The sequence below is a fragment of the Erythrobacter sp. JB3-1 genome (assembly GCF_057364995.1).
This window is the reverse complement of the sequence record NZ_CP200289.1, coordinates 153,178-170,818: the sequence shown is the minus strand read 5'-3', so window position 1 is coordinate 170,818 and position 17,641 is coordinate 153,178. Positions and strand designations below refer to the sequence as shown.

The window sequence follows — 17,641 nt, the reverse complement described above, 5'->3', positions numbered from 1 at the left end:
CTTATGGTCGCAAAGGAAATCACTATGAATAAGCCTATCCTAGCCGGACTGACGTTCGCATCCGCCCTCGCTTTGTCTGCTTGCGGGGGCGAAGCAGCCCCTGATGGTCAGCCAGACGCCGGCATGTACTCTCAGGTGATCCAGGTTACCGAGCTGTCTTTTCCCGGCATGGACGAGGCTCAGCAAGAGCAGGTTCGCAATCAGATGGAACAGGCCTCTGGCAATGGCCAAAGCTATTGCATGAGCGCGCAAGAAGACGCGCCTGATTGGAAAGATGTCGTCGAAGAAATGAACGAAGGGATGGGCGGCAATTGCACTGAAGTCTCTCGCGAAGATTCGGACACTTCGATCGATCTTGAGATGGAATGCAAGGGTGCACCGCAAGGGGACATCAAGACCAAATTTGTTGCCTCTGCGACCGACGATAGCTTTACCGCTGACATCAAATTCGACATCGATAATAAGCAGTTTGATCAACAAGCCAGCGTGGCGATGACGATGACTGCAACGCGGACCGGCGACTGCGACGCCTGATTTTGGGCTGGGCCCGATAGCTTCGGGCCCGCCTCCGCCGCAAAAAATGCTCGCAAGTGCTGTGTTAATAGTATAATACAGCACGCATGTTTCGGCGGCAACGACCAGACGATGACGATGGCATCAACCTCAGGCCGGGCGACCGGCGAGAGGCGGGCTATTATTCGCTGCAAGATCCCTATGGCAGCGCGCTCGATGAATTCGACAATAAATTCGATTGGGGTCAGCACCGCCGAAAGCCAAAACGTAGCTGGTTGAAATGGCCTAGCCTGCCGAGCTGGGGCCGCGGGTCAAAGCGGGATGGTGGTGCTGATCTCGCCGCAGAGATTGAACCCGGCCATTACCCGGCACCTGCGATCCCAGCGACCAAATGGCAGAAACGCCGCAAATGGTTTGCGCGAGGAATTGCGTTGTGCCTACTCGGCTTCATCCTGATTGTCGGCTGGCTGGCGTTCACCGCTCCTTTGTCAAAGTCGCTTGAACCGATTGCGCCGCCTCAAATCACTTTGCTTGCCAGCGATGGGACCCCGATTGCCCGCAGCGGCGCTGTGGTCGATGAACCGGTCGAAGTTGATGAATTACCTGAACATGTGGTCGGCGCGTTCCTGTCGATTGAGGATCGCCGGTTTTACTCGCATTGGGGCATTGATCCGCGGGGTATAGCGCGGGCGGCTTGGTCAAACCTGTCTGGCGGACCGCGCCAAGGCGGCAGCACCATCACTCAGCAGCTGGCGAAGTTCACCTTCCTAACGCCCGAGCAGAGCATGACGCGCAAGGCGCGCGAGGCCCTCATCGCTCTATGGCTGGAAACCTGGCTGACCAAAGACGAAATCCTCGAGCGCTATCTCTCCAACGCCTATTTTGGCGACAATCAATACGGCCTGCGCGCGGCCAGCCTGCATTACTTTTATCGCCATCCGGAAAACCTCAGGCCCGAGCAGGCGGCCATGCTCGCAGGTCTCTTGAAGGCGCCAAGCAGGCTTGCGCCGACAAAGAATTATGACCTTGCGAAAGAGCGCATGGGTCTGGTGATCTCTTCCATGGTGGAAGAGGGTTATTTGACGGCAGAAGATGCCGCGAGCCTGCCTTCACCAAAGCTCGATGTGCGGGCGCGCAACAACCTTCCGACAGGCACCTATTTCGCCGATTGGGCACTACCGATTGCGCGCAAAGATGCTGAGGCAAGCTATGCCAAGCAGGCGCTAACGACGACCTTAGATGCGCGCCTTCAAGCGCTCGCGAGCCAAGTGGTTGGCCGCGCGAAGCTGGGCGAGGCGCAGGTCGCCTTGGTCGCAATGCGCCCATCGGGTGAGGTTGTGGCAATGGTCGGCGGCAAGGATTATGCGAAGTCTCCGTTTAACCGAGCGACGCAGGCCCGCAGGCAGCCGGGCTCTACCTTCAAGCTGTTCGTCTATCTCGCTGCGCTGGAGGCTGGATGGCAGCCGGATGATACCATTCCGAACACGGCCATTGAGCAAGGCAGTTACCGCCCGAAAAACTCTGGCGAGAATTATTCCGACGAATTGACCCTCGAGCAGGCGTTTGCGAGCTCCAGCAATGTGGCGACGGTTCGTCTGTTCCAGGAGATTGGCAGCGAGCAAGTGATCGCAACGGCGCGTGCGCTGGGCGTTAAGTCCAGCCTGCCTGTGGGCGATCCCAGCCTCGCGCTCGGCACATCATCCATGACCCTGCTCGAGCTTACCTCCGCCTATGCAGGCCTTGCTGGCAATACCTTCCCGATTGAGCCCCATGCGTTTGAGGAAGAGGAGGAGGGTTGGTTAGACTGGTTGACATCAGGCGAGGATAGCCTGTCAGCGCGCACGCATGAGAATATCGAGCAGATGCTGCGCGCGGCAATCAACAACGGAACGGGCCGGGCCGCGACTTTGCCGATTGCGAATTACGGTAAGACCGGCACGACACAAAATTACCGCGACGCCTTGTTCGTCGGCTATGCGGGCGATCTAGTGGTCGGCGTGTGGGTCGGCAATGACGACAATTCCTCGCTAGGCGGCGTAACGGGCGGGGGAACACCAGCCCGCATCTGGCGCGAGTTCATGCGCGGCGCCCTGTCGCTCGCTCCGCCGAAACCCACCAGCGCGCCTGATCCAGAAGGCCCTGTGCAGCCGCTTGATGTCGGCGAGGGCGAAACAATCGTGATCGATGAAAACGGTTCAGAGATCAGCTTTGATGAAGAAGGGATCACCTTCTCAACCGAAGTCGAGGGCGTGCCTTTGGAGCTAAGGATTGATGAGGATGGTCTCAATCTGGAGCCTGTGCCGCCTAATCGTTAGTCGCGCTCTGCCATCAAAATATTGAGGATCGCAGTGGCGATTGGCCGCTCGCGATCATCCTGCCATGCCTCAACCGCGATATTGGCATTGCGCCGACCAAGCCGGGTGATCCGGCCCACGGCATAGGTCTGCTTTTGCTTGCCTGCTGCGAGAAATTGCACCGTGATATTGACCGGCTTGAGCTTAGGGTTACGGCCCTCTCTCACCAGCACAGCGCGCAACGCGGCATAGCCCGCATTCTCGAGCAGACCCGCGGTTGCGCCGCCATGGAATGCGCCTGGTCTGCCCTCGATGACGGAGCTGAAACCCACAGTTATAACCGGCATATCGCCTTCCAGCCCATGCAGTGAAACGCCCAGAGCGCGAGCATAAGGGGGAGCACTAGCGCGGTTGCTGGATCGTCTTGAACGCTACTCATTGCCGGTTCCCGCAGAGCTGGCGGCGTCTTTGCCCATGGGAACCTTGCCTTGGCGCGGATCGCGGCCAATGGTCATGAATACGCCGGCGATATGCGCGACCGGATCATCCGGGTCGCCGTCATGGGCAATCCCCCGCACAAATGCCGCCGATTTGGTGGTGCGATAGCATTCAACCCAGCCGATCACGGCGGCGCGTTCTTTCGCTGGCCGCTGATAATCAACTCTCAGGTCTAGCGTCGCGATGGGGATGAAATCGCCCTTCGTCGTCCAGATGCTCATCCCGCTTGCCATATCCATCAGGCTCACGATTGGGCCAGAAGCCAGGACGGCGCGATCTTCCTCGCCCAGCAAGTCCTCTCGCCAGGGCAATTCCAGCTCCACCCAGTTCTCACCATGGTCGCGGTAACGCATTCCCAGCCAGCCAGAATGGCCATGCTTGATGAAAAATTTGGACGCCTGTTCAGGGTCAAATCGGGCCTTGGACGAGCTCATAAACAGACCTCTGTCCCGAGCGTTCCAACATTACAATCTTTTAATTTCAGCGAATCTGTCGGCCCGGTCATTCTTGGCCTTGCACCGCGGCAATCCCGTTTCGGTGCGACCTTGGAGGGTAACAAAATGAACTTAGCTAAAATTGATCTCGCTTTGCTGCCTGGACTGGAAACCGCGAGCGGTCTGTTTGGTTCCGCGCTGCAGTCTGGAGCGACATATGACGACCGGATCGTGGTCATCATGGTCTATCTCTACGACACCATCCCGCCTGCTGCAGTCGTTTAAGCAGGTAGTGCAAGCGATGCAGATTCATCCTGATATCGCGGCGCTGCGGAGTGATCCCACTCTGCAGCGCCATGCGCAAATGCCGATGACGCGCGCGGTTGCCGAATGGCAATCGAGGAGCGACGTCATGGCTCTCAAAGAGGAGCTGGAGGCCTATGACGCGGGAAGGCCGCTGGGCATGTGCGAAACCTTGTCTGGCGTGCTCAGCAATTATGAGACCGCGTCGCGCTTTATTGGTGATTGGTGCAATAGATTGCTGGCGCCGTTGATGGATCAGCCGCTGGGCCAGGTTCCAATGCGCCATAGTGTTGCGCCGGGATTGGGGACGCTGCAGCCGATGAATAGTGGTGGCACGACGCTTTCTCTGTTTGTCTACAGCGAGCTCAGCTCGGCCTCTGAACCGCAAAGCGCGGTCTTCGCCGACCGCGAGGTTTGCGAGATTGTCTTGGCGGGCAAAGCGCATGGGGTGCAGCATCAGCTGACCGGGATCCATTCAGGCCGAGCGCGCATCAATTCATGCCCTACCACTTACGAAGCGGGCAGCCGCGTTACGCAGCCGGCGGGTGTGCAAACGCGCGAATTTCTAAAGGTTGAGGGCTCGATGCTGTTGCTGCAGCCGACCCGCATCCCGGCAAAGCCGAAGCCGTCGCGTGAATATCTGCTGTCTGATGGCACGCTGATCCATCAAGTCAGCGCAAATAAACGCTCCAGCCAGCACTTTATGGCGGTGGATGTGCTGGGCGCGATGGAGCGCGCTGATGCTGTGCCGGTGATGCAAGAACTGGCTCTATCTGTGAGCGATGATGCTGACCTGCGCTGGGAAGCGGTGCGCCAGACTTTGGCGCTGGATGCAGCCGAAGGAATGGCCCTGCTCGGTCGATTGTCCGGGCAGCAGCATGATCCGATTGCTTCGCCTGCTGCGTCGCTCAAGCAAACCCTGATCGCTGCCAATGCCCGGCTTGCCGATCTGACGAAGGAGGGCGAACCTTGCCCCGTATCATAGAGGCGCCGACCGACTGCGCGGCTAGCCTAGAGGAGACCATCGACGCGCTCGCCGGAATTGACTTTGACCCGGCCTGCGAGGAGCGAACAGAGCAGGCCGCGACTTACCTGCGCGCGCTGACCAACAACCGAACATTTCTGGGCGATATGCTGCTTGATCAGATCAAGCATCGCCACCGCGAAGTCGGCCAGGAAAGCGGCTACGGCCCGCAGTCCATTGTGCTCAGCCCGCTGGCCGGCAATGTCTTCCTGCGCGCCAATATCTGGCCGGCGGAGGATGATCTGTGTTTCAAGGCGAGCGGGGCCAAGAGCTTCGTCTATGGCGTTCCGCACGATCACAATTTCTCGTTTCTCACCAGCGGCTATTTGGGGCCGGGCTATCGCAGCGATTATTACGAATATGATTATGCCGATCACTCGGGCTATCCTGGTGAGCATGCGAAGCTGACCTTTGTCGAGCGCACCGCTCTGTCTGAAAACAAGCTGATGCTGTACCGCGCGCACCGCGACATCCACAGCCAGTTGCCGCCTGAAAGCCTCTCGGTCTCGATCAATGTGATGCATGTCGACCCGGCGCAGCATTGGTATGATCAATATGGCTTTGATCTGGAGGAAGAGCGGATTGAGCGCGTGCTCAGCCCCAATTCGACCGAGGCATTCCTGCGAATCGCGGTCGCCACTGGCAGCGACGAAGCGCAGGATTATGCCGAGTGGGTTGGGCGCCATCACCCAAGCGAACGCCTGCGCCAGGCCAGCTATGAAGCGCGTAGTGTGCGGCTGAGCGAGAGGCAGGATCGCGACGCTTTGTGGCAAGAGGCGGAAGGGGCGGGTAGCCGGATGCTGGCGGAAATCGCGCGCAGCAAGCGGGAGGAGTTGGCCGCTAGCGAGCCTTAAAGCACTCCGCCGGCCAGCCGGTCGATTGCGCCTTGCAAGATCACGGCGGCCGCGTGGCTATCGATCGCTTCAGCCCGCTTGGCGCGGCTCATATCTTGACCGATCATCGCCGCCTCAGCGCTCTGCGTGGACCAACGCTCGTCCCACAGCAGGATCGGCAGATTGAAGCTCTCGGCCAGATTGCGGGCGTAGGCGCGGCTGCTTTGCGCGCGCGGCCCCTCGCTGCCGTCCATATTGCGCGGCAGGCCAATGACAATCCCGGCGCTGCTGCGGTCCTTGATCACCTTGCGCAGTTCTTCACGGTCGCGGCCAAATTTGCCGCGTGGCAATGTCGTGTGATTGGTCGCAAATCGCCATCCGCCGTCGCAGGTTGCGGTGCCAATGGTTTTGGTGCCAAGATCGAGCCCGAGGAGCGCCCCGCCATCAGGCAGTGCGCCGCGAAACTCGCCCGCGTCCTCGGTGATCAGCGCGCTGCTTGCCATGCGATAGCTCGGCGGGCGATGTCCGCCTGTGTGTTGGCCCAAAATAGAGGGAGGTCATAGACGTGGTAATTGTTGCCGGGCAGCACGTATGGACCCATTTCAGGCGGATCGCCAATCAGCAACAGGCCGCGCTCATCACAGCGGGCAGGGACCGCGCCGGGCACAAGCTCGCCGTCGCTGATATCAGTGTTGGGCACCAAAGTGCCGAGGTTTGCTTCCATCGCCGCCTCTGCCCCAATCGTCCCGGTCAGCGGGTTGGTGCACAGGATTTTGCTGTCCCCGCGCAGCGTCCCGTCAAAGCCGGTTGATTTGGCGTAGGTTTCCATCACGTCCGACGGATCGGCTGGCTCCGCAAAGCTTGACCATGACAGCACGCAGCCTGCCTGATTGGCGGTCGCGCATGCTGGCATGCCAAGGGCAAGCAAGTCGTGCTTGATCGAGATTGGCCAGCCGACAGCGTAAGCGGCGATGACGCGCGGTGCGATCTCTGATCCGCTCACTTCCTCGCGCAGCAGACGCAGCAAATGGAGCGAGCCCTGGCTGTGTCCGACAAGTGCAATCGGCGTATCTTCATTGAGCGAGCTTAGGAAATAGCGATAGGCCTCCAGCACATCGGCATAGGCGGCATCGATGGCTTGCTGTCCCTCCGGTGCGTCGGTCAGGAATGCGCCCATGGTCGCCTGGCGATAGCGCGGGGCCCAAATCTCTGAAGCGGCGTTAAATGGGCTGGCCATGCCGCGCACATAAAGTCTTGCGACGCGCTCGGCCTCTTCCGATCCAATCGGCGCGTTCCAATTGGCGCGCTCGAGATAGCTGGTCGGGTGGATGAAGAAGACCGCGAAATCGGGCAGATCTGACGCCGTGACGTCATCGGGGCGCTGTGCAGGCGCGCGTCCTTCCGTGGTCTCACCTTCGCTTACGGCTGGCGCATAGGCTGGTTGCCAGCGGGCGGGATCGGTCACGCCGATACCGGGGCGCGAATACCATAGCGCTGGGTCTTGATAGGCGTTGTCGGCCAAGGCCTCTTGTTCGACAAATTCTGTGTCCGGCACCAAGGCAAAGGCCGCCAAATCGCCTTTGAACATTTCCCAGCCGATGCGACCGATAAGAGCGGCGACGATGCAAAATGCGATGAAATAGAGGAATTTCTTGGCCATGCGCTGGCTTGCTTACTCGCTGTCTGCTGCGCTGCGCTCGGCAATGGCAGGACGCAGCGTGGTCCAAGCGCGGTCACCGCGCAAGCTGCTCCACCAGCTGCCTGGGTTCCAAGTGGTTGAGCCGTCGAGCGAGAAGGTGATGAATTCTGCGCGCCCGCCAATGTTTTCGAGCGGGATCGCGCCGCCAAGCCCGCGCTGAGGGATGGTGGCGCGGCTGTCTGCGGAATGATCGCGGTTGTCGCCCATAACGAAGACAGCGCCCTCTGGGATCATCAGCGGCCCGAAATTGTCGTGCGGTTGGCCCTCAATGTGGTCAATCGTCAAATACGTCGCGCCATTGGGCAGCGTCTCGCGGTAGGTCGGCGGTTCGTAGAATTGAGCGCCGCTTGCTTCGCGGGCCCGGTAGGGCTCGAACGCCGTCAGACACGGGCGATCATCACAAGTCAGCTCTTCTTCAAACGGGATGCGCACCGCTGGCACAACCTCACGCTTGATCGCTTCGCCATTGAGAATGATTTGCCCTTCGCGGACTTCGATGGTGTCACCGGGCAAGGCAACCACGCGCTTGATATAGTCCTCGTCGCGAACGGGATGTACGGGGATGACGATATCGCCATATTCAGGCGTGCTGCCAAACGCCCGCCATTCACCGCGCGGCAGCAGGTGGAAACTCGCCGATGCCCAAGACCAGCCATAAGGATATTTGCTCACCACCAATCGGTCGCCAACATGCAGGGTCGGCATCATCGAAGTGGACGGAATGTAGAATGGCTTTGCCACCAGACTGTGAAACGCCAGCACTGCGAGCAGCATCAGCAAAAGGCCGCGAAGCTCCGCGAACCAATTGACCTTTTCTTCGGCCGTCTCGTCAGTTTTGATGCTGGTGTCTGTCACTGTCGTGGCTTCGGTCATAATGCTCGTTAGGTCTGGGGGATGGGCAAGGCTTCGATAATTACGAAGGCCTGCGCCCATGGATGATCGTCGGTTAGAGTCAGATGAACATGCGCCTCATGGCCTTCCGGGACCATTTCCGCAAGACGCTTCGCCGCGCCTCCGGTTAGCGCGAGCGTCGGCGCGCCAGAGGGCGCATTGACCACACCGATGTCTTTCATAAAGACGCCGCGCCGAAATCCGGTGCCGACTGCTTTGCTAAAAGCTTCCTTGGCGGCGAATCGCTTCGCATAGGTGCCAGCGATGGTGAAGGGACGGCGCTGGGCCTTGGCCCGCTCTTTCTCGGTGAAGACGCGGTTTTCAAACCGCTGGCCAAACCGGTCGAGCGAGTTTTGGATCCGTTCAATATTGCAGAGGTCCGATCCGGTGCCGATGATCATATTGCCACTCCGCTGAAAAACCCGATTGCGCCGAGAGCCAAAAGGAAGCTCGCGCCCCAAAGCAGGGTCGCCTCTCGGACTTTATCTTTGTTCCACAAGACAACAGTCGCGATCAGCAGAGCGACGTTGATTAGAAATGGGCTAAGGACCATCAAGGTATCAAGTAGTGGAATTGGATCGCCGCGGTGAACCTCTGATCCAAAGGCCATGCCGATCAGCGCAATGAAGCCGGTTCCGAGCAGGCACAGCGCGTACCAGCAAACCATGATGGCAAGCATCCAGCCCGGCTTTTTCTTCTCAGCGCTGTTATCCATGCGTCATTCTCATCCGCCCAAAGCCCGCGACATTACCATAACCAACAGACCCAAGGCCGCCGCGTGCAGCATCACCTGGGTCTTGAATAAGGGATGGGCAAAATCGCCATTCCCGCGTTTCAGCGATCCGATATAGCCGAAAATCTGTAAGGCGACCCAGCCAATTGCGAAGGCGACCAGCACGCCGTTTGACAGAGCATATCCCAGAAAGCCAATGCTGAGGATGAACAGGCCCGCCGCGCCAAAGGCCCAGCGTTTCTGCTCAGCGGTCAGATCGGGGAGGTCTGGGCGGTCGGCGTCGGCCACACTAGCGCGCCTCGTCCATCAGTTCGCGCATACGCCGGATCGCGGGTTCCAGGCCGGTGAACACCGCTTCGCCAATCAGATAGTGCCCGATGTTAAGCTCTGCGATTTGCGGAATGGCCGCAATCGGCTGGACATTCTCAAAGGTCAGTCCGTGGCCCGCATGCGGTTCAATCCCGTTCTTCGCGGCCAAGGCCGCCATGTCGGAAATACGCTTCAACTCAGCTTCAATTTTTGCGTTGTCCCCGTCAAGAAAAGCGTGGGCATATTCGCCGGTGTGAAATTCAACGACGGGCACGCCGAGGCGCAAAGACGCGTCCAGTTGGCGGTCTGTTGCTTCAATGAACAGCGAAACGCGAATGCCCGCTGCCTTCAATTCCTCAACAATCGGCGCGAGGGTATTGTGCAAACCAGCAGCATCAAGGCCGCCTTCAGTGGTACGTTCTTCGCGCTTTTCGGGGACGATGCAGGCCGCGTGCGGTTTGTGCCGCAGCGCAATTTTCAGCATTTCAGGGGTCGCGGCCATCTCAAGATTGAGCGGCAGCTCAGTCGCTGTCTGAATCCGGGCCAAGTCTTCATCGCGAATATGACGGCGATCTTCGCGCAGGTGGGCGGTGATCCCATCGCCGCCGACGCTGGCGACGATTTCCGCCGCGCGCACAGGATCGGGATGGTCGCCGCCGCGCGCATTGCGGATGGTGGCGACGTGATCAATATTTACGCCCAGTCTAAGCTTCGCGGTCATATGTCGATGCCTATTCCTTGCGGCTGCCCGGCTTCGTCACCGCGATAGCGGCAAGTTCTGCGGGAACTTCATCATCGGAATATGTGGGGAAATTGATCGCAATCAATGGGTAGAAGGGCACACCTAGGTCCACCTCTCCGCCAGAGCGGTCAACCAGAGAGCATTCGGCGACCACCTCACCGCCTTCGCGCGCAACGGCAGCAATTGCCTCGCGGCTGGAAAGACCAGTGGTCACCACATCTTCCACCATCAGCACTTTGGCGCCCGGCTCCAATGCGAATCCCCGACGGAAATGAAACTCACCATCAGGACGCTCCAGAAACAGTGCATCTTTTTCCATACACCGGCCAACTTCATGACCGATAATGATGCCGCCCATGGCCGGTGAGACCACAGTATCCACAGCCGCGCGCACCTCTCTTGGGATGTTTGCGCACACCGCACGGGCCAAACGGCCAGCGCGTTCTGGATTCATAAGGACTCGGGCGCATTGCAGATAGTGCGCGCTATGACGGCCCGAGGAGAGCTTAAAATGCCCCTCCAGCAAAGCGCCAGAACCACGAAACTCGGCGAGAACTTCTTCTTCAGTCATGCGTAAAAACACTACCTTTTTTGCAAACTTGCGCCCCAAACATGGTGGCTTGCATAATTTTCTCCCTAGAAGCGCTTGAGGCAGTGAGCAAGCGCAGCTAAGAGGCACCCAACATTGGCAGAAGTGTCGATGCGTAAGCTGTTGGCAGGGCTTTGTTCAAAAGCGCTGCGTTAGGGGCAGCATGGGATTAGTAGCGGATAGACTAGACACATGAAACTGGGTCATATTTTCGACCGTGCGTCGCTTGCGATGGTTGCTTTGTTTGCAGCCCTTTCGATTGCACTGATGCCTCAAATGGCGCTTGCGCAAGAAGCCGATGCCGGCGAAGTTGCTGAGGCTGAAGCCCCGGCGGTGGATGCCAATGCGGCCTACACGCCGATGGCGCCAACCGAAGGCAAGGGCATGCCGACGGCGTATGAAGACGACGCGTGGAAGAGCCTGACCTTCCAGGATCAGTATTCCGCCGACGGCAAATACGCGCTGTGGATGCACGATGTGATCCTTATGCCGGTCATCACGATCATCAGCCTGTTCGTGCTTGCGCTGCTGCTGTGGGTGGTGGTTCGCTACCGCAAGGCGGCCAACCCGGTCCCATCAAAAACGACTCACAACACCGCCATCGAAGTGATCTGGACGATTGTTCCGGTTATCATTCTGGTGGTGATCGCAGTTCCTTCCATCTCGCTGCTGGCGCGGCAATATGAAACGCCGCCAGAGAACGCCGTGACGATCAAGGCGACCGGATACCAGTGGTATTGGGGTTATAATTATCCAGATTATGGCGAGTTTGAGGTCATCTCAAACATGCTTACCGAAGAGCAAGCCGAAGAGAGCGGCGAGCCATTCCAGCTAGCCGTTGATAACCGTATGGTTGTGCCCGCCGGCGTTCCGCTGCGCGTGCAAACAACCGCTGCTGACGTGATTCACGCTTTTGCTGTGCCGTCGCTGTGGTTTAAAATGGATGCGGTCCCTGGTCGCCTCAATGAAAAACTGCTCACAATTGAAGAGCCTGGCGTGTATTATGGTCAGTGTTCTGAGCTGTGCGGTGCGCGTCACGCTTATATGCCGATCACGGTAGAGGCGCTGCCGATGGAGCAGTTTGAGGCTTGGATCCGCAGCAAAGGCGGCGAAGTGCCTGGCGATGTTGTGGCAGAGGCTCCGGCCGAAGCTGCTGCTGAAGACACCGCGTCGTAAGACTTAAGAATTTAACGAATTAAACAGTCCGAGAGAATTTGAACCATGGCAACCACCGCTGAAGGTTTCGACATTCACACCGATGATCACGCACATGCTGCGGATCACAAGCCAAGCTTTTTCAAGCGTTGGTTTATGTCGACCAACCACAAGGATATCGGCACGCTCTACCTGATCTTTGCGATTATCGCAGGGATCGTGGGTGGCGCCATTTCTGGCGTTATGCGGATGGAGCTGGCCGCGCCAGGCATCCAGTATCTTGGTGATGCAGTGGCATTCATGGGCGGTGAGCCGTCTGAGAATGCGAACCTGCACATGTGGAACGTGTTTATCACGGCTCACGGTCTGATCATGGTTTTCTTTATGGTCATGCCAGCGATGATCGGCGGTTTTGGTAACTGGTTCGTGCCGCTGATGATTGGTGCGCCGGATATGGCGTTCCCGCGGATGAACAACATCTCGTTCTGGCTCACGGTTGCTGGCTTCCTCAGCCTCGTCTTTTCGCTGTTTGTGCCGGGCGGAACCGGGCAGGGCGCGGGCGTTGGCTGGACGGTCTATGCGCCGCTCTCGACCACGGGCTCTCCAGGGCCGGCGGTCGACTTTGCAATCTTCTCCTTGCACTTAGCGGGCGCAGGCTCGATCCTCGGTGCAACAAACTTCATCACCACCATCTTCAACATGCGCGCGCCGGGTATGACCCTGCACAAGATGCCGCTGTTCGTATGGTCGGTTCTGGTCACGGCATTCCTGCTGCTGCTCGCGCTTCCAGTGCTGGCTGCGGCGATCACCATGCTGCTGACCGATCGTAATTTTGGTACGACCTTCTTTGATCCAGCGGGCGGCGGGGACCCTGTTCTCTACCAGCACCTGTTCTGGTTCTTCGGTCACCCAGAGGTTTACATCATGATCCTGCCGGGCTTCGGCATGATCTCTCAGATTGTTGCGACCTTCAGCCGCAAGCCTGTGTTTGGCTATCTCGGCATGGCCTACGCCATGGTCGCAATCGGCGTCGTCGGCTTCATCGTGTGGGCACACCACATGTACACCGTCGGCCTGGACGTAAACACGAAGATGTACTTCACCGCGGCCACGATGGTGATCGCAGTGCCAACCGGCGTGAAGATCTTCAGCTGGATCGCCACCATGTGGGGCGGTAGCTTGGAGTTCAAATCACCAATGGTTTGGGCGATGGGCTTCATCTTCCTGTTCACCGTTGGCGGTGTGACCGGCGTTGTGCTCGCCAATGGCGGGATCGATGATAACCTGCACGACACCTACTACGTGGTTGCTCACTTCCACTACGTGCTGTCGATGGGTGCGGTGTTCTCGCTCTTTGCTGGCTTTTACTATTGGTTCCCGAAGATGAGCGGCCGGATGCATTCCGAACTGCTTTCGCACCTGCACTTCTGGGGCTTCTTTATCGGCGTGAACGTGATCTTCTTCCCGCAGCACTTCCTGGGGATGCAGGGCATGCCGCGCCGCTATCCCGACTATGTGGAAGCGTTCACCTATTGGAACCAAGTTTCCACCGTGGGCTACATGATTATGGCGGCGTCCATGCTGCTGTTCTTCATCAACCTCGCCTATGCCTTCACGGCAGGCCGCAAGGTTGGCAATAACCCATGGGGTGAAGGCGCAACAACGCTCGAATGGACGCTGTCTAGCCCGCCACCATTCCACCAGTTTGAAACGCTGCCAGTGATTGAGGATCATCACGATTATCACGATCACATGCCGCGCGAAGACAAGCCAGCGACCGCCTAAAGGCTGGCTATTTGGCAGCGCGCTGATCTTTTGAGCGCGCTGCTGAAACAACAAGGAAATGGAAAGAGGCGCGCCGTGAGGGTGCGCTTCTTTCAAAATTAAGAGAGCCGCGAACAGCGATCTGGTTTTGATATGAGTGCAAGCGCAAACAGCCCTGTGGGTAAAGGTGTGGACAAGGCTACGGCCATGTCTGCTGCCACGCGCCCTATGCCGACTGATTGGCGTGATTTCTTCGCGCTGACGAAACCGCGCGTGCTCACTCTGGTTATCTTCACCGGCATCTGCGGACTTTTTGCGGCGCCTGGCACGATCCACCCTGTGCTTGGCTTCACCGCCATCCTCGCGATTGCGATGGGGGCTGGCGGCTCAGCGGCTATCAACCATTGGTGGGAAGCCGATATTGATGCTGGGATGAAGCGCACAGCCAATCGTCCTTTGCCAAGCGGCCGGATGCGGCGCGATGACGCGCGCGACTTCGGGATTTTCTTATCGCTCGTTGCAATCGGCCTGATGGGCGTTGCGATTGGCTGGCTGGCGGCGGCAATCCTTGCCGTGGCGGTCGTCTATTATGCCGTGATCTACACCATGTGGCTAAAGCCGCGCACTCCGCAAAACATCGTTATTGGCGGCGGCGCTGGTGCGTTCCCGCCGATGATTGGCTGGGTCGCGGTGACCGGTGAGATCACCATGATGCCGGTGCTGCTGTTCGCGATCATCTTCTTCTGGACGCCGCCGCATTTCTGGGCGCTCGCGCTTTTTATGAAGTCTGACTACGCCAAGGTCGGTATTCCGATGCTGCCTGTGGTTGCCGGCGAGCAGGCGACTCGCCGTCAAATCCTGATTTACACCATCGTGCTGACGCCAATCGTGATTGCGCCATGGTTGATCGGCGGAACCGATGCGATTTACGGCGTCACCTCGGTTGTGCTTTCCGCGATCTTCTTCGCTTATGCTTGGAAAGTCGGCACGCGCACCAAGAGCGAGAATGATGACATGGTGCCGGAAAAACGCCTGTTTAAGTTCAGCATCCTCTATCTCTTCGTGCTGTTCGGCGCTCTGGTGGTAGACCGCGTTGCGGCCTACCAAGGCTTCACAGGGCTAGGGTGGTTCGCATGACCCCCGACGAAGAAGCCGAAACCAAGCGCCGTCAAAAGGCCCGCAATTGGGTCGTCGGCGGCACTCTGCTGTTTTTTGTTGTTCTGTTTTACGCGATTACGATCGCTCGTATTGGAGGACAGGCTGGATGAGCGCAGCCGCAAACCCATCGGTAGAACGCGAGAACGTTCGCGTTGGGATCTTCGCCTTCGCAGGCGCGCTGGCCATGCTCGGCCTCGGCTATGCGGCGGTTCCGCTGTATGATCTGTTTTGCCGGGTGACCGGATTTGGCGGCACGACGCAAGTCGCCACCTTTGCCGAGGCTGACAAGGCGGCAGCGCTTGCCAGCACGCGGACCATGTCGATCCGTTTCGATGGCTCGACCGCGCGCGATGTCCCATGGGAATTCCGCCCTTCGCAGGCGACCGATGAGGTTCAGATCGGCGTGCGCGACATGGCGATCTATGTCGCGAAGAATAACAGCCGCGTGCCGATCACCGGCACCGCGACGTTCAACGTAGAGCCGTCGCAGGCGGGCAAATACTTCCACAAGATTCAGTGCTTCTGCTTCACTCAGCAAACCTTGCAGCCGGGGGAAGAGGTCCACATGCCTGTGCTCTATTACGTCGATCCAGCCATGCTCGAAGACGAGTTTATGGCCGATGTTGAGCAGATTACCTTGAGCTACACTTTCCACCGCGCAAGCGAGCCTGTAAAAACGGCTGCGAGCGGTTCACTAGACCAAGCGAGCGAAGACTCGTAAACGTACAAACCTAGCATTTTAAGACGGGATTTTTTCCATGGCTGGCAACGTCAACCACGACTATCACATTCTGGAACCGGATATTTGGCCATTCATCGGCTCGATGTCAGCGCTCGCATTCACCTCGGGAATGATCCTGTGGCTTAACCCTGATGTGTTCGGCAATTCAGGCTGGGTCGTTATGGGCCTAGGCCTTGCGGGTCTGCTTGCCACGTTCTTCATGTGGTTCAAGAATGTCGTGGTTGAGGCGGAGCGCGGCGATCACACGCCTGTGGTTCAGCTGCACATGCGCTATGGAATGATCCTGTTCATCGCCTCTGAGGTGATGTTCTTTGTCGGTTGGTTCTGGAGCTTCTTCGACTTCGCGCTGTTCCCAGAGCCGCTGGTTGTCACCGCGGCGGGCACTGCGGAGCAGATGACTGAGAACCTCTTCCTCACTGACACCTCCGCCTCCGGCGCATCGCTCGTGCCAGAGGGTATGGAAGTGCTCGATGCCTTTTCACTCCCGCTGCTCAACACGCTGATCCTGCTTTGCTCCGGCACCACGGTGACTTGGGCGCACCACTCGCTGATCCACGGCGACCGTGAAGGCCTGAAGCAAGGCCTGTGGGCCACCATCGCGCTCGGCGTGCTGTTCAGCGCGATCCAAGCCTATGAGTACTCAATCGCGCCGTTCAACTTCGGCCAGAACACCTACAGCTCCGCCTTCTACATGGCGACCGGCTTCCACGGGTTCCACGTTCTGATCGGTACGATCTTCCTCGGCGTGTGTCTCTACCGGACATACATCGGCCACTTTACCTCGCGCCAGCACTTCGGTTTTGAAGCGGCGGCTTGGTATTGGCACTTTGTCGATGTTGTGTGGCTGTTCCTGTTCATCGCCATCTACATCTGGGGCGGTTGGGGCGCACCGGTCCACTGATGCAATCAGACAAAAATCTGCCGAATGAAAAGGGGCAGCGCGGCACACCATTTACTTGGCGCCGGGCTGCCCTTTTCGGTTTGTGCCCAAGGTGCAGCGAGCGGACCCTGTTCGAAACGCCCGCCCAATTCGCCATGCGGTGCACATCATGCGACTTACCCTTTGCTGAGCTGGAGCGCGGTGGGCGTATAGCCGGGTTCATCACTATGGTGATCGCGGTGGTCCTGATCATGATTGCGGTTGGGATCGAAAGCGCCTTTCGACCGCCATTACTGCTGCAGTTTGCCGTGTGGGCGCCGCTGACTGTGATTGTTGTGATCGGCACATTGCGCGTGCTGAAGGTCCTGCCCGCTTTGGAAGTCTATGAAGAGCGCTATGACGCAGATGGAAAGCGAAAGGATGCGGAAACATGAAACTTCGCGATCTTCCCATAATTCCGACCGTTCTCGTGATCGCTGCCGCTGCGACCATGGTCGCGCTTGGTTTCTGGCAATTGGGCCGGATGGACGAGAAAGCTGATCTGATCGCGCGTTATGAAGTGGCGCTTGCGACTAGCGATCCGATTGCGTTTCCTGCTAACCCTGATGGCGCGGAAGATGGCGCTTATGACCCGGACACTTTGTTCCGGGTCGCGGCGTTCGATTGTCCAGAGGTGACCGAGGCGACCTCTATTTCGGGGAAGAGCCAACGCGGGCAAAGCGGCTATGCCCATATCGCGACCTGCAGCACGGATTTCGGCCCGACTGAGGTGAAGCTCGGATATTCGCGTAACCCCAACACGCCAGAGTGGGGCGGAGGGGCTATTACTGGACGGATTGCGCCCGGCGGCCGGTTCGGCGCGAGGTTGCAATTGGATGATCCGGTCGCGGGGCTGGAACCGCTCGCAAAGCCCGATCCCAAGGATTTGCCCAACAATCATCTCGCCTATGCTGGCCAGTGGTTCTTCTTCGCGCTCACCGCATTGGTAATCTATTGGTTTGCGGTCAAAGGACGGATCGCGGGGCGGGGCAGAAAACAAAGCTAGGCCCGCGTACAGATCGGCTTTCTTGCCACTGCTCG

The 17,641-nt window shown here is 58.6% G+C and carries 23 protein-coding genes; 13 read left to right on the top strand and 10 right to left on the bottom strand.

From position 1 onward, the window contains the following. Positions 1-24: 24 nt before the first annotated feature. On the top strand, positions 25-534 hold the full coding sequence (locus AC0V6M_RS00865) for a DUF3617 domain-containing protein (protein ID WP_486136980.1): 510 nt from the start codon (positions 25-27) through the stop codon (positions 532-534). Positions 535-620: 86 nt separating this feature from the next. Next, the gene (locus tag AC0V6M_RS00860; protein ID WP_486136979.1) at positions 621-2,828 is read left to right on the top strand and encodes a transglycosylase domain-containing protein; all 2,208 of its coding nucleotides are present in this window, start codon (positions 621-623) and stop codon (positions 2,826-2,828) included. Here the strand turns inward: AC0V6M_RS00860 and AC0V6M_RS00855 are convergent. Together AC0V6M_RS00855 and AC0V6M_RS00850 are read right to left on the bottom strand one after the other, a co-directional pair. Continuing rightward, positions 2,825-3,154: a PaaI family thioesterase gene (locus tag AC0V6M_RS00855; protein WP_486136978.1), complete on the bottom strand. Its 330-nt coding sequence runs from the start codon at positions 3,152-3,154 to the stop codon at positions 2,825-2,827. The genes AC0V6M_RS00860 and AC0V6M_RS00855 overlap by 4 nt on opposite strands. Positions 3,155-3,238: 84 nt before the next feature. Then, complete coding sequence (locus tag AC0V6M_RS00850; RefSeq protein WP_486136977.1) at positions 3,239-3,739, bottom strand: PaaI family thioesterase; 501 nt, start codon at positions 3,737-3,739, stop codon at positions 3,239-3,241. 126 nt (positions 3,740-3,865) lie between these two features. Here AC0V6M_RS00850 and AC0V6M_RS00845 point away from each other — a divergent pair, with 126 nt between their 5' ends. From AC0V6M_RS00845 to AC0V6M_RS00835, 3 genes are read left to right on the top strand one after another with little or no spacing between them, the layout of a single operon-like run. After that, a complete protein-coding gene (locus tag AC0V6M_RS00845) occupies positions 3,866-4,024 on the top strand; it encodes a hypothetical protein (protein WP_486136976.1) in 159 nt (52 codons plus the stop codon). Between the two features lie 16 nt (positions 4,025-4,040). Beyond that, the gene (locus AC0V6M_RS00840; protein ID WP_486136975.1) at positions 4,041-5,027 is read left to right on the top strand and encodes a hypothetical protein; all 987 of its coding nucleotides are present in this window, start codon (positions 4,041-4,043) and stop codon (positions 5,025-5,027) included. Continuing rightward, positions 5,012-5,920: a transposase gene (locus AC0V6M_RS00835; RefSeq protein WP_486136974.1), complete on the top strand. Its 909-nt coding sequence runs from the start codon at positions 5,012-5,014 to the stop codon at positions 5,918-5,920. The genes AC0V6M_RS00840 and AC0V6M_RS00835 overlap by 16 nt, the downstream gene beginning before the upstream one ends. On the opposite strand, the gene ruvX is transcribed toward AC0V6M_RS00835, so the two are convergent. Genes ruvX through pyrE form a run of 8 tightly spaced genes read right to left on the bottom strand, consistent with a single transcriptional unit; the run spans position 5,917 to position 10,844 of the window. After that, positions 5,917-6,402, bottom strand: a complete 486-nt coding sequence (gene ruvX / locus AC0V6M_RS00830; protein ID WP_486136973.1) for a Holliday junction resolvase RuvX — start codon at positions 6,400-6,402, stop codon at positions 5,917-5,919. The two genes, AC0V6M_RS00835 and ruvX, sit on opposite strands and share 4 nt — an antisense overlap. After that, entirely contained in the window at positions 6,384-7,559 is a 1,176-nt protein-coding gene (locus AC0V6M_RS00825; protein ID WP_486136972.1) for a DUF3089 domain-containing protein, read from the bottom strand. Before AC0V6M_RS00825 ends, ruvX begins: the two co-directional genes overlap by 19 nt. Before the next feature lie 12 nt (positions 7,560-7,571). Then, positions 7,572-8,471: a signal peptidase I gene (gene lepB / locus AC0V6M_RS00820; RefSeq protein ID WP_486136971.1), complete on the bottom strand. Its 900-nt coding sequence runs from the start codon at positions 8,469-8,471 to the stop codon at positions 7,572-7,574. A gap of 8 nt (positions 8,472-8,479) precedes the next feature. After that, positions 8,480-8,890, bottom strand: a complete 411-nt coding sequence (acpS, locus tag AC0V6M_RS00815) for a holo-ACP synthase (RefSeq protein ID WP_486136970.1) — start codon at positions 8,888-8,890, stop codon at positions 8,480-8,482. Further along, positions 8,887-9,204: a hypothetical protein gene (locus AC0V6M_RS00810; protein WP_486136969.1), complete on the bottom strand. Its 318-nt coding sequence runs from the start codon at positions 9,202-9,204 to the stop codon at positions 8,887-8,889. Before AC0V6M_RS00810 ends, acpS begins: the two co-directional genes overlap by 4 nt. A gap of 9 nt (positions 9,205-9,213) precedes the next feature. After that, positions 9,214-9,510, bottom strand: a complete 297-nt coding sequence (locus AC0V6M_RS00805; protein WP_486136968.1) for a pyridoxal phosphate biosynthetic protein — start codon at positions 9,508-9,510, stop codon at positions 9,214-9,216. Position 9,511: 1 nt separating this feature from the next. Further along, the gene (locus AC0V6M_RS00800; RefSeq protein ID WP_486136967.1) at positions 9,512-10,252 is read right to left on the bottom strand and encodes a pyridoxine 5'-phosphate synthase; all 741 of its coding nucleotides are present in this window, start codon (positions 10,250-10,252) and stop codon (positions 9,512-9,514) included. A 10-nt stretch (positions 10,253-10,262) separates the two neighbouring features. Further along, positions 10,263-10,844: an orotate phosphoribosyltransferase gene (pyrE, locus tag AC0V6M_RS00795; protein ID WP_486136966.1), complete on the bottom strand. Its 582-nt coding sequence runs from the start codon at positions 10,842-10,844 to the stop codon at positions 10,263-10,265. A gap of 210 nt (positions 10,845-11,054) precedes the next feature. On the opposite strand from pyrE, the gene coxB reads away from it, so the two are divergent. From coxB to AC0V6M_RS00755, 8 genes are all read left to right on the top strand, one after another. Next, positions 11,055-12,038, top strand: coding sequence for a cytochrome c oxidase subunit II (coxB, locus tag AC0V6M_RS00790; RefSeq protein ID WP_486136964.1), 984 nt, complete (start codon positions 11,055-11,057; stop codon positions 12,036-12,038). Between the two features lie 45 nt (positions 12,039-12,083). Next, a complete protein-coding gene (ctaD, locus tag AC0V6M_RS00785; protein WP_472644693.1) occupies positions 12,084-13,802 on the top strand; it encodes a cytochrome c oxidase subunit I in 1,719 nt (572 codons plus the stop codon). 186 nt (positions 13,803-13,988) lie between these two features. Then, positions 13,989-14,918, top strand: a complete 930-nt coding sequence (locus AC0V6M_RS00780; protein ID WP_486136962.1) for a heme o synthase — start codon at positions 13,989-13,991, stop codon at positions 14,916-14,918. Beyond that, complete coding sequence (locus AC0V6M_RS00775) at positions 14,915-15,049, top strand: hypothetical protein (RefSeq protein WP_472639265.1); 135 nt, start codon at positions 14,915-14,917, stop codon at positions 15,047-15,049. Before AC0V6M_RS00780 ends, AC0V6M_RS00775 begins: the two co-directional genes overlap by 4 nt. Further along, complete coding sequence (locus AC0V6M_RS00770; protein ID WP_486136961.1) at positions 15,046-15,660, top strand: cytochrome c oxidase assembly protein; 615 nt, start codon at positions 15,046-15,048, stop codon at positions 15,658-15,660. The genes AC0V6M_RS00775 and AC0V6M_RS00770 overlap by 4 nt, the downstream gene beginning before the upstream one ends. A gap of 37 nt (positions 15,661-15,697) precedes the next feature. Further along, a complete protein-coding gene (locus AC0V6M_RS00765; protein WP_486136960.1) occupies positions 15,698-16,582 on the top strand; it encodes a cytochrome c oxidase subunit 3 in 885 nt (294 codons plus the stop codon). Further along, positions 16,582-16,995: a DUF983 domain-containing protein gene (locus tag AC0V6M_RS00760; protein ID WP_486136959.1), complete on the top strand. Its 414-nt coding sequence runs from the start codon at positions 16,582-16,584 to the stop codon at positions 16,993-16,995. The genes AC0V6M_RS00765 and AC0V6M_RS00760 overlap by 1 nt, the downstream gene beginning before the upstream one ends. Next, positions 16,992-17,606 (top strand): SURF1 family protein, encoded by a 615-nt coding sequence (locus AC0V6M_RS00755; protein ID WP_486136958.1) that lies wholly within the window; start codon positions 16,992-16,994, stop codon positions 17,604-17,606. The genes AC0V6M_RS00760 and AC0V6M_RS00755 overlap by 4 nt, the downstream gene beginning before the upstream one ends. Positions 17,607-17,641: the final 35 nt, after the last annotated feature.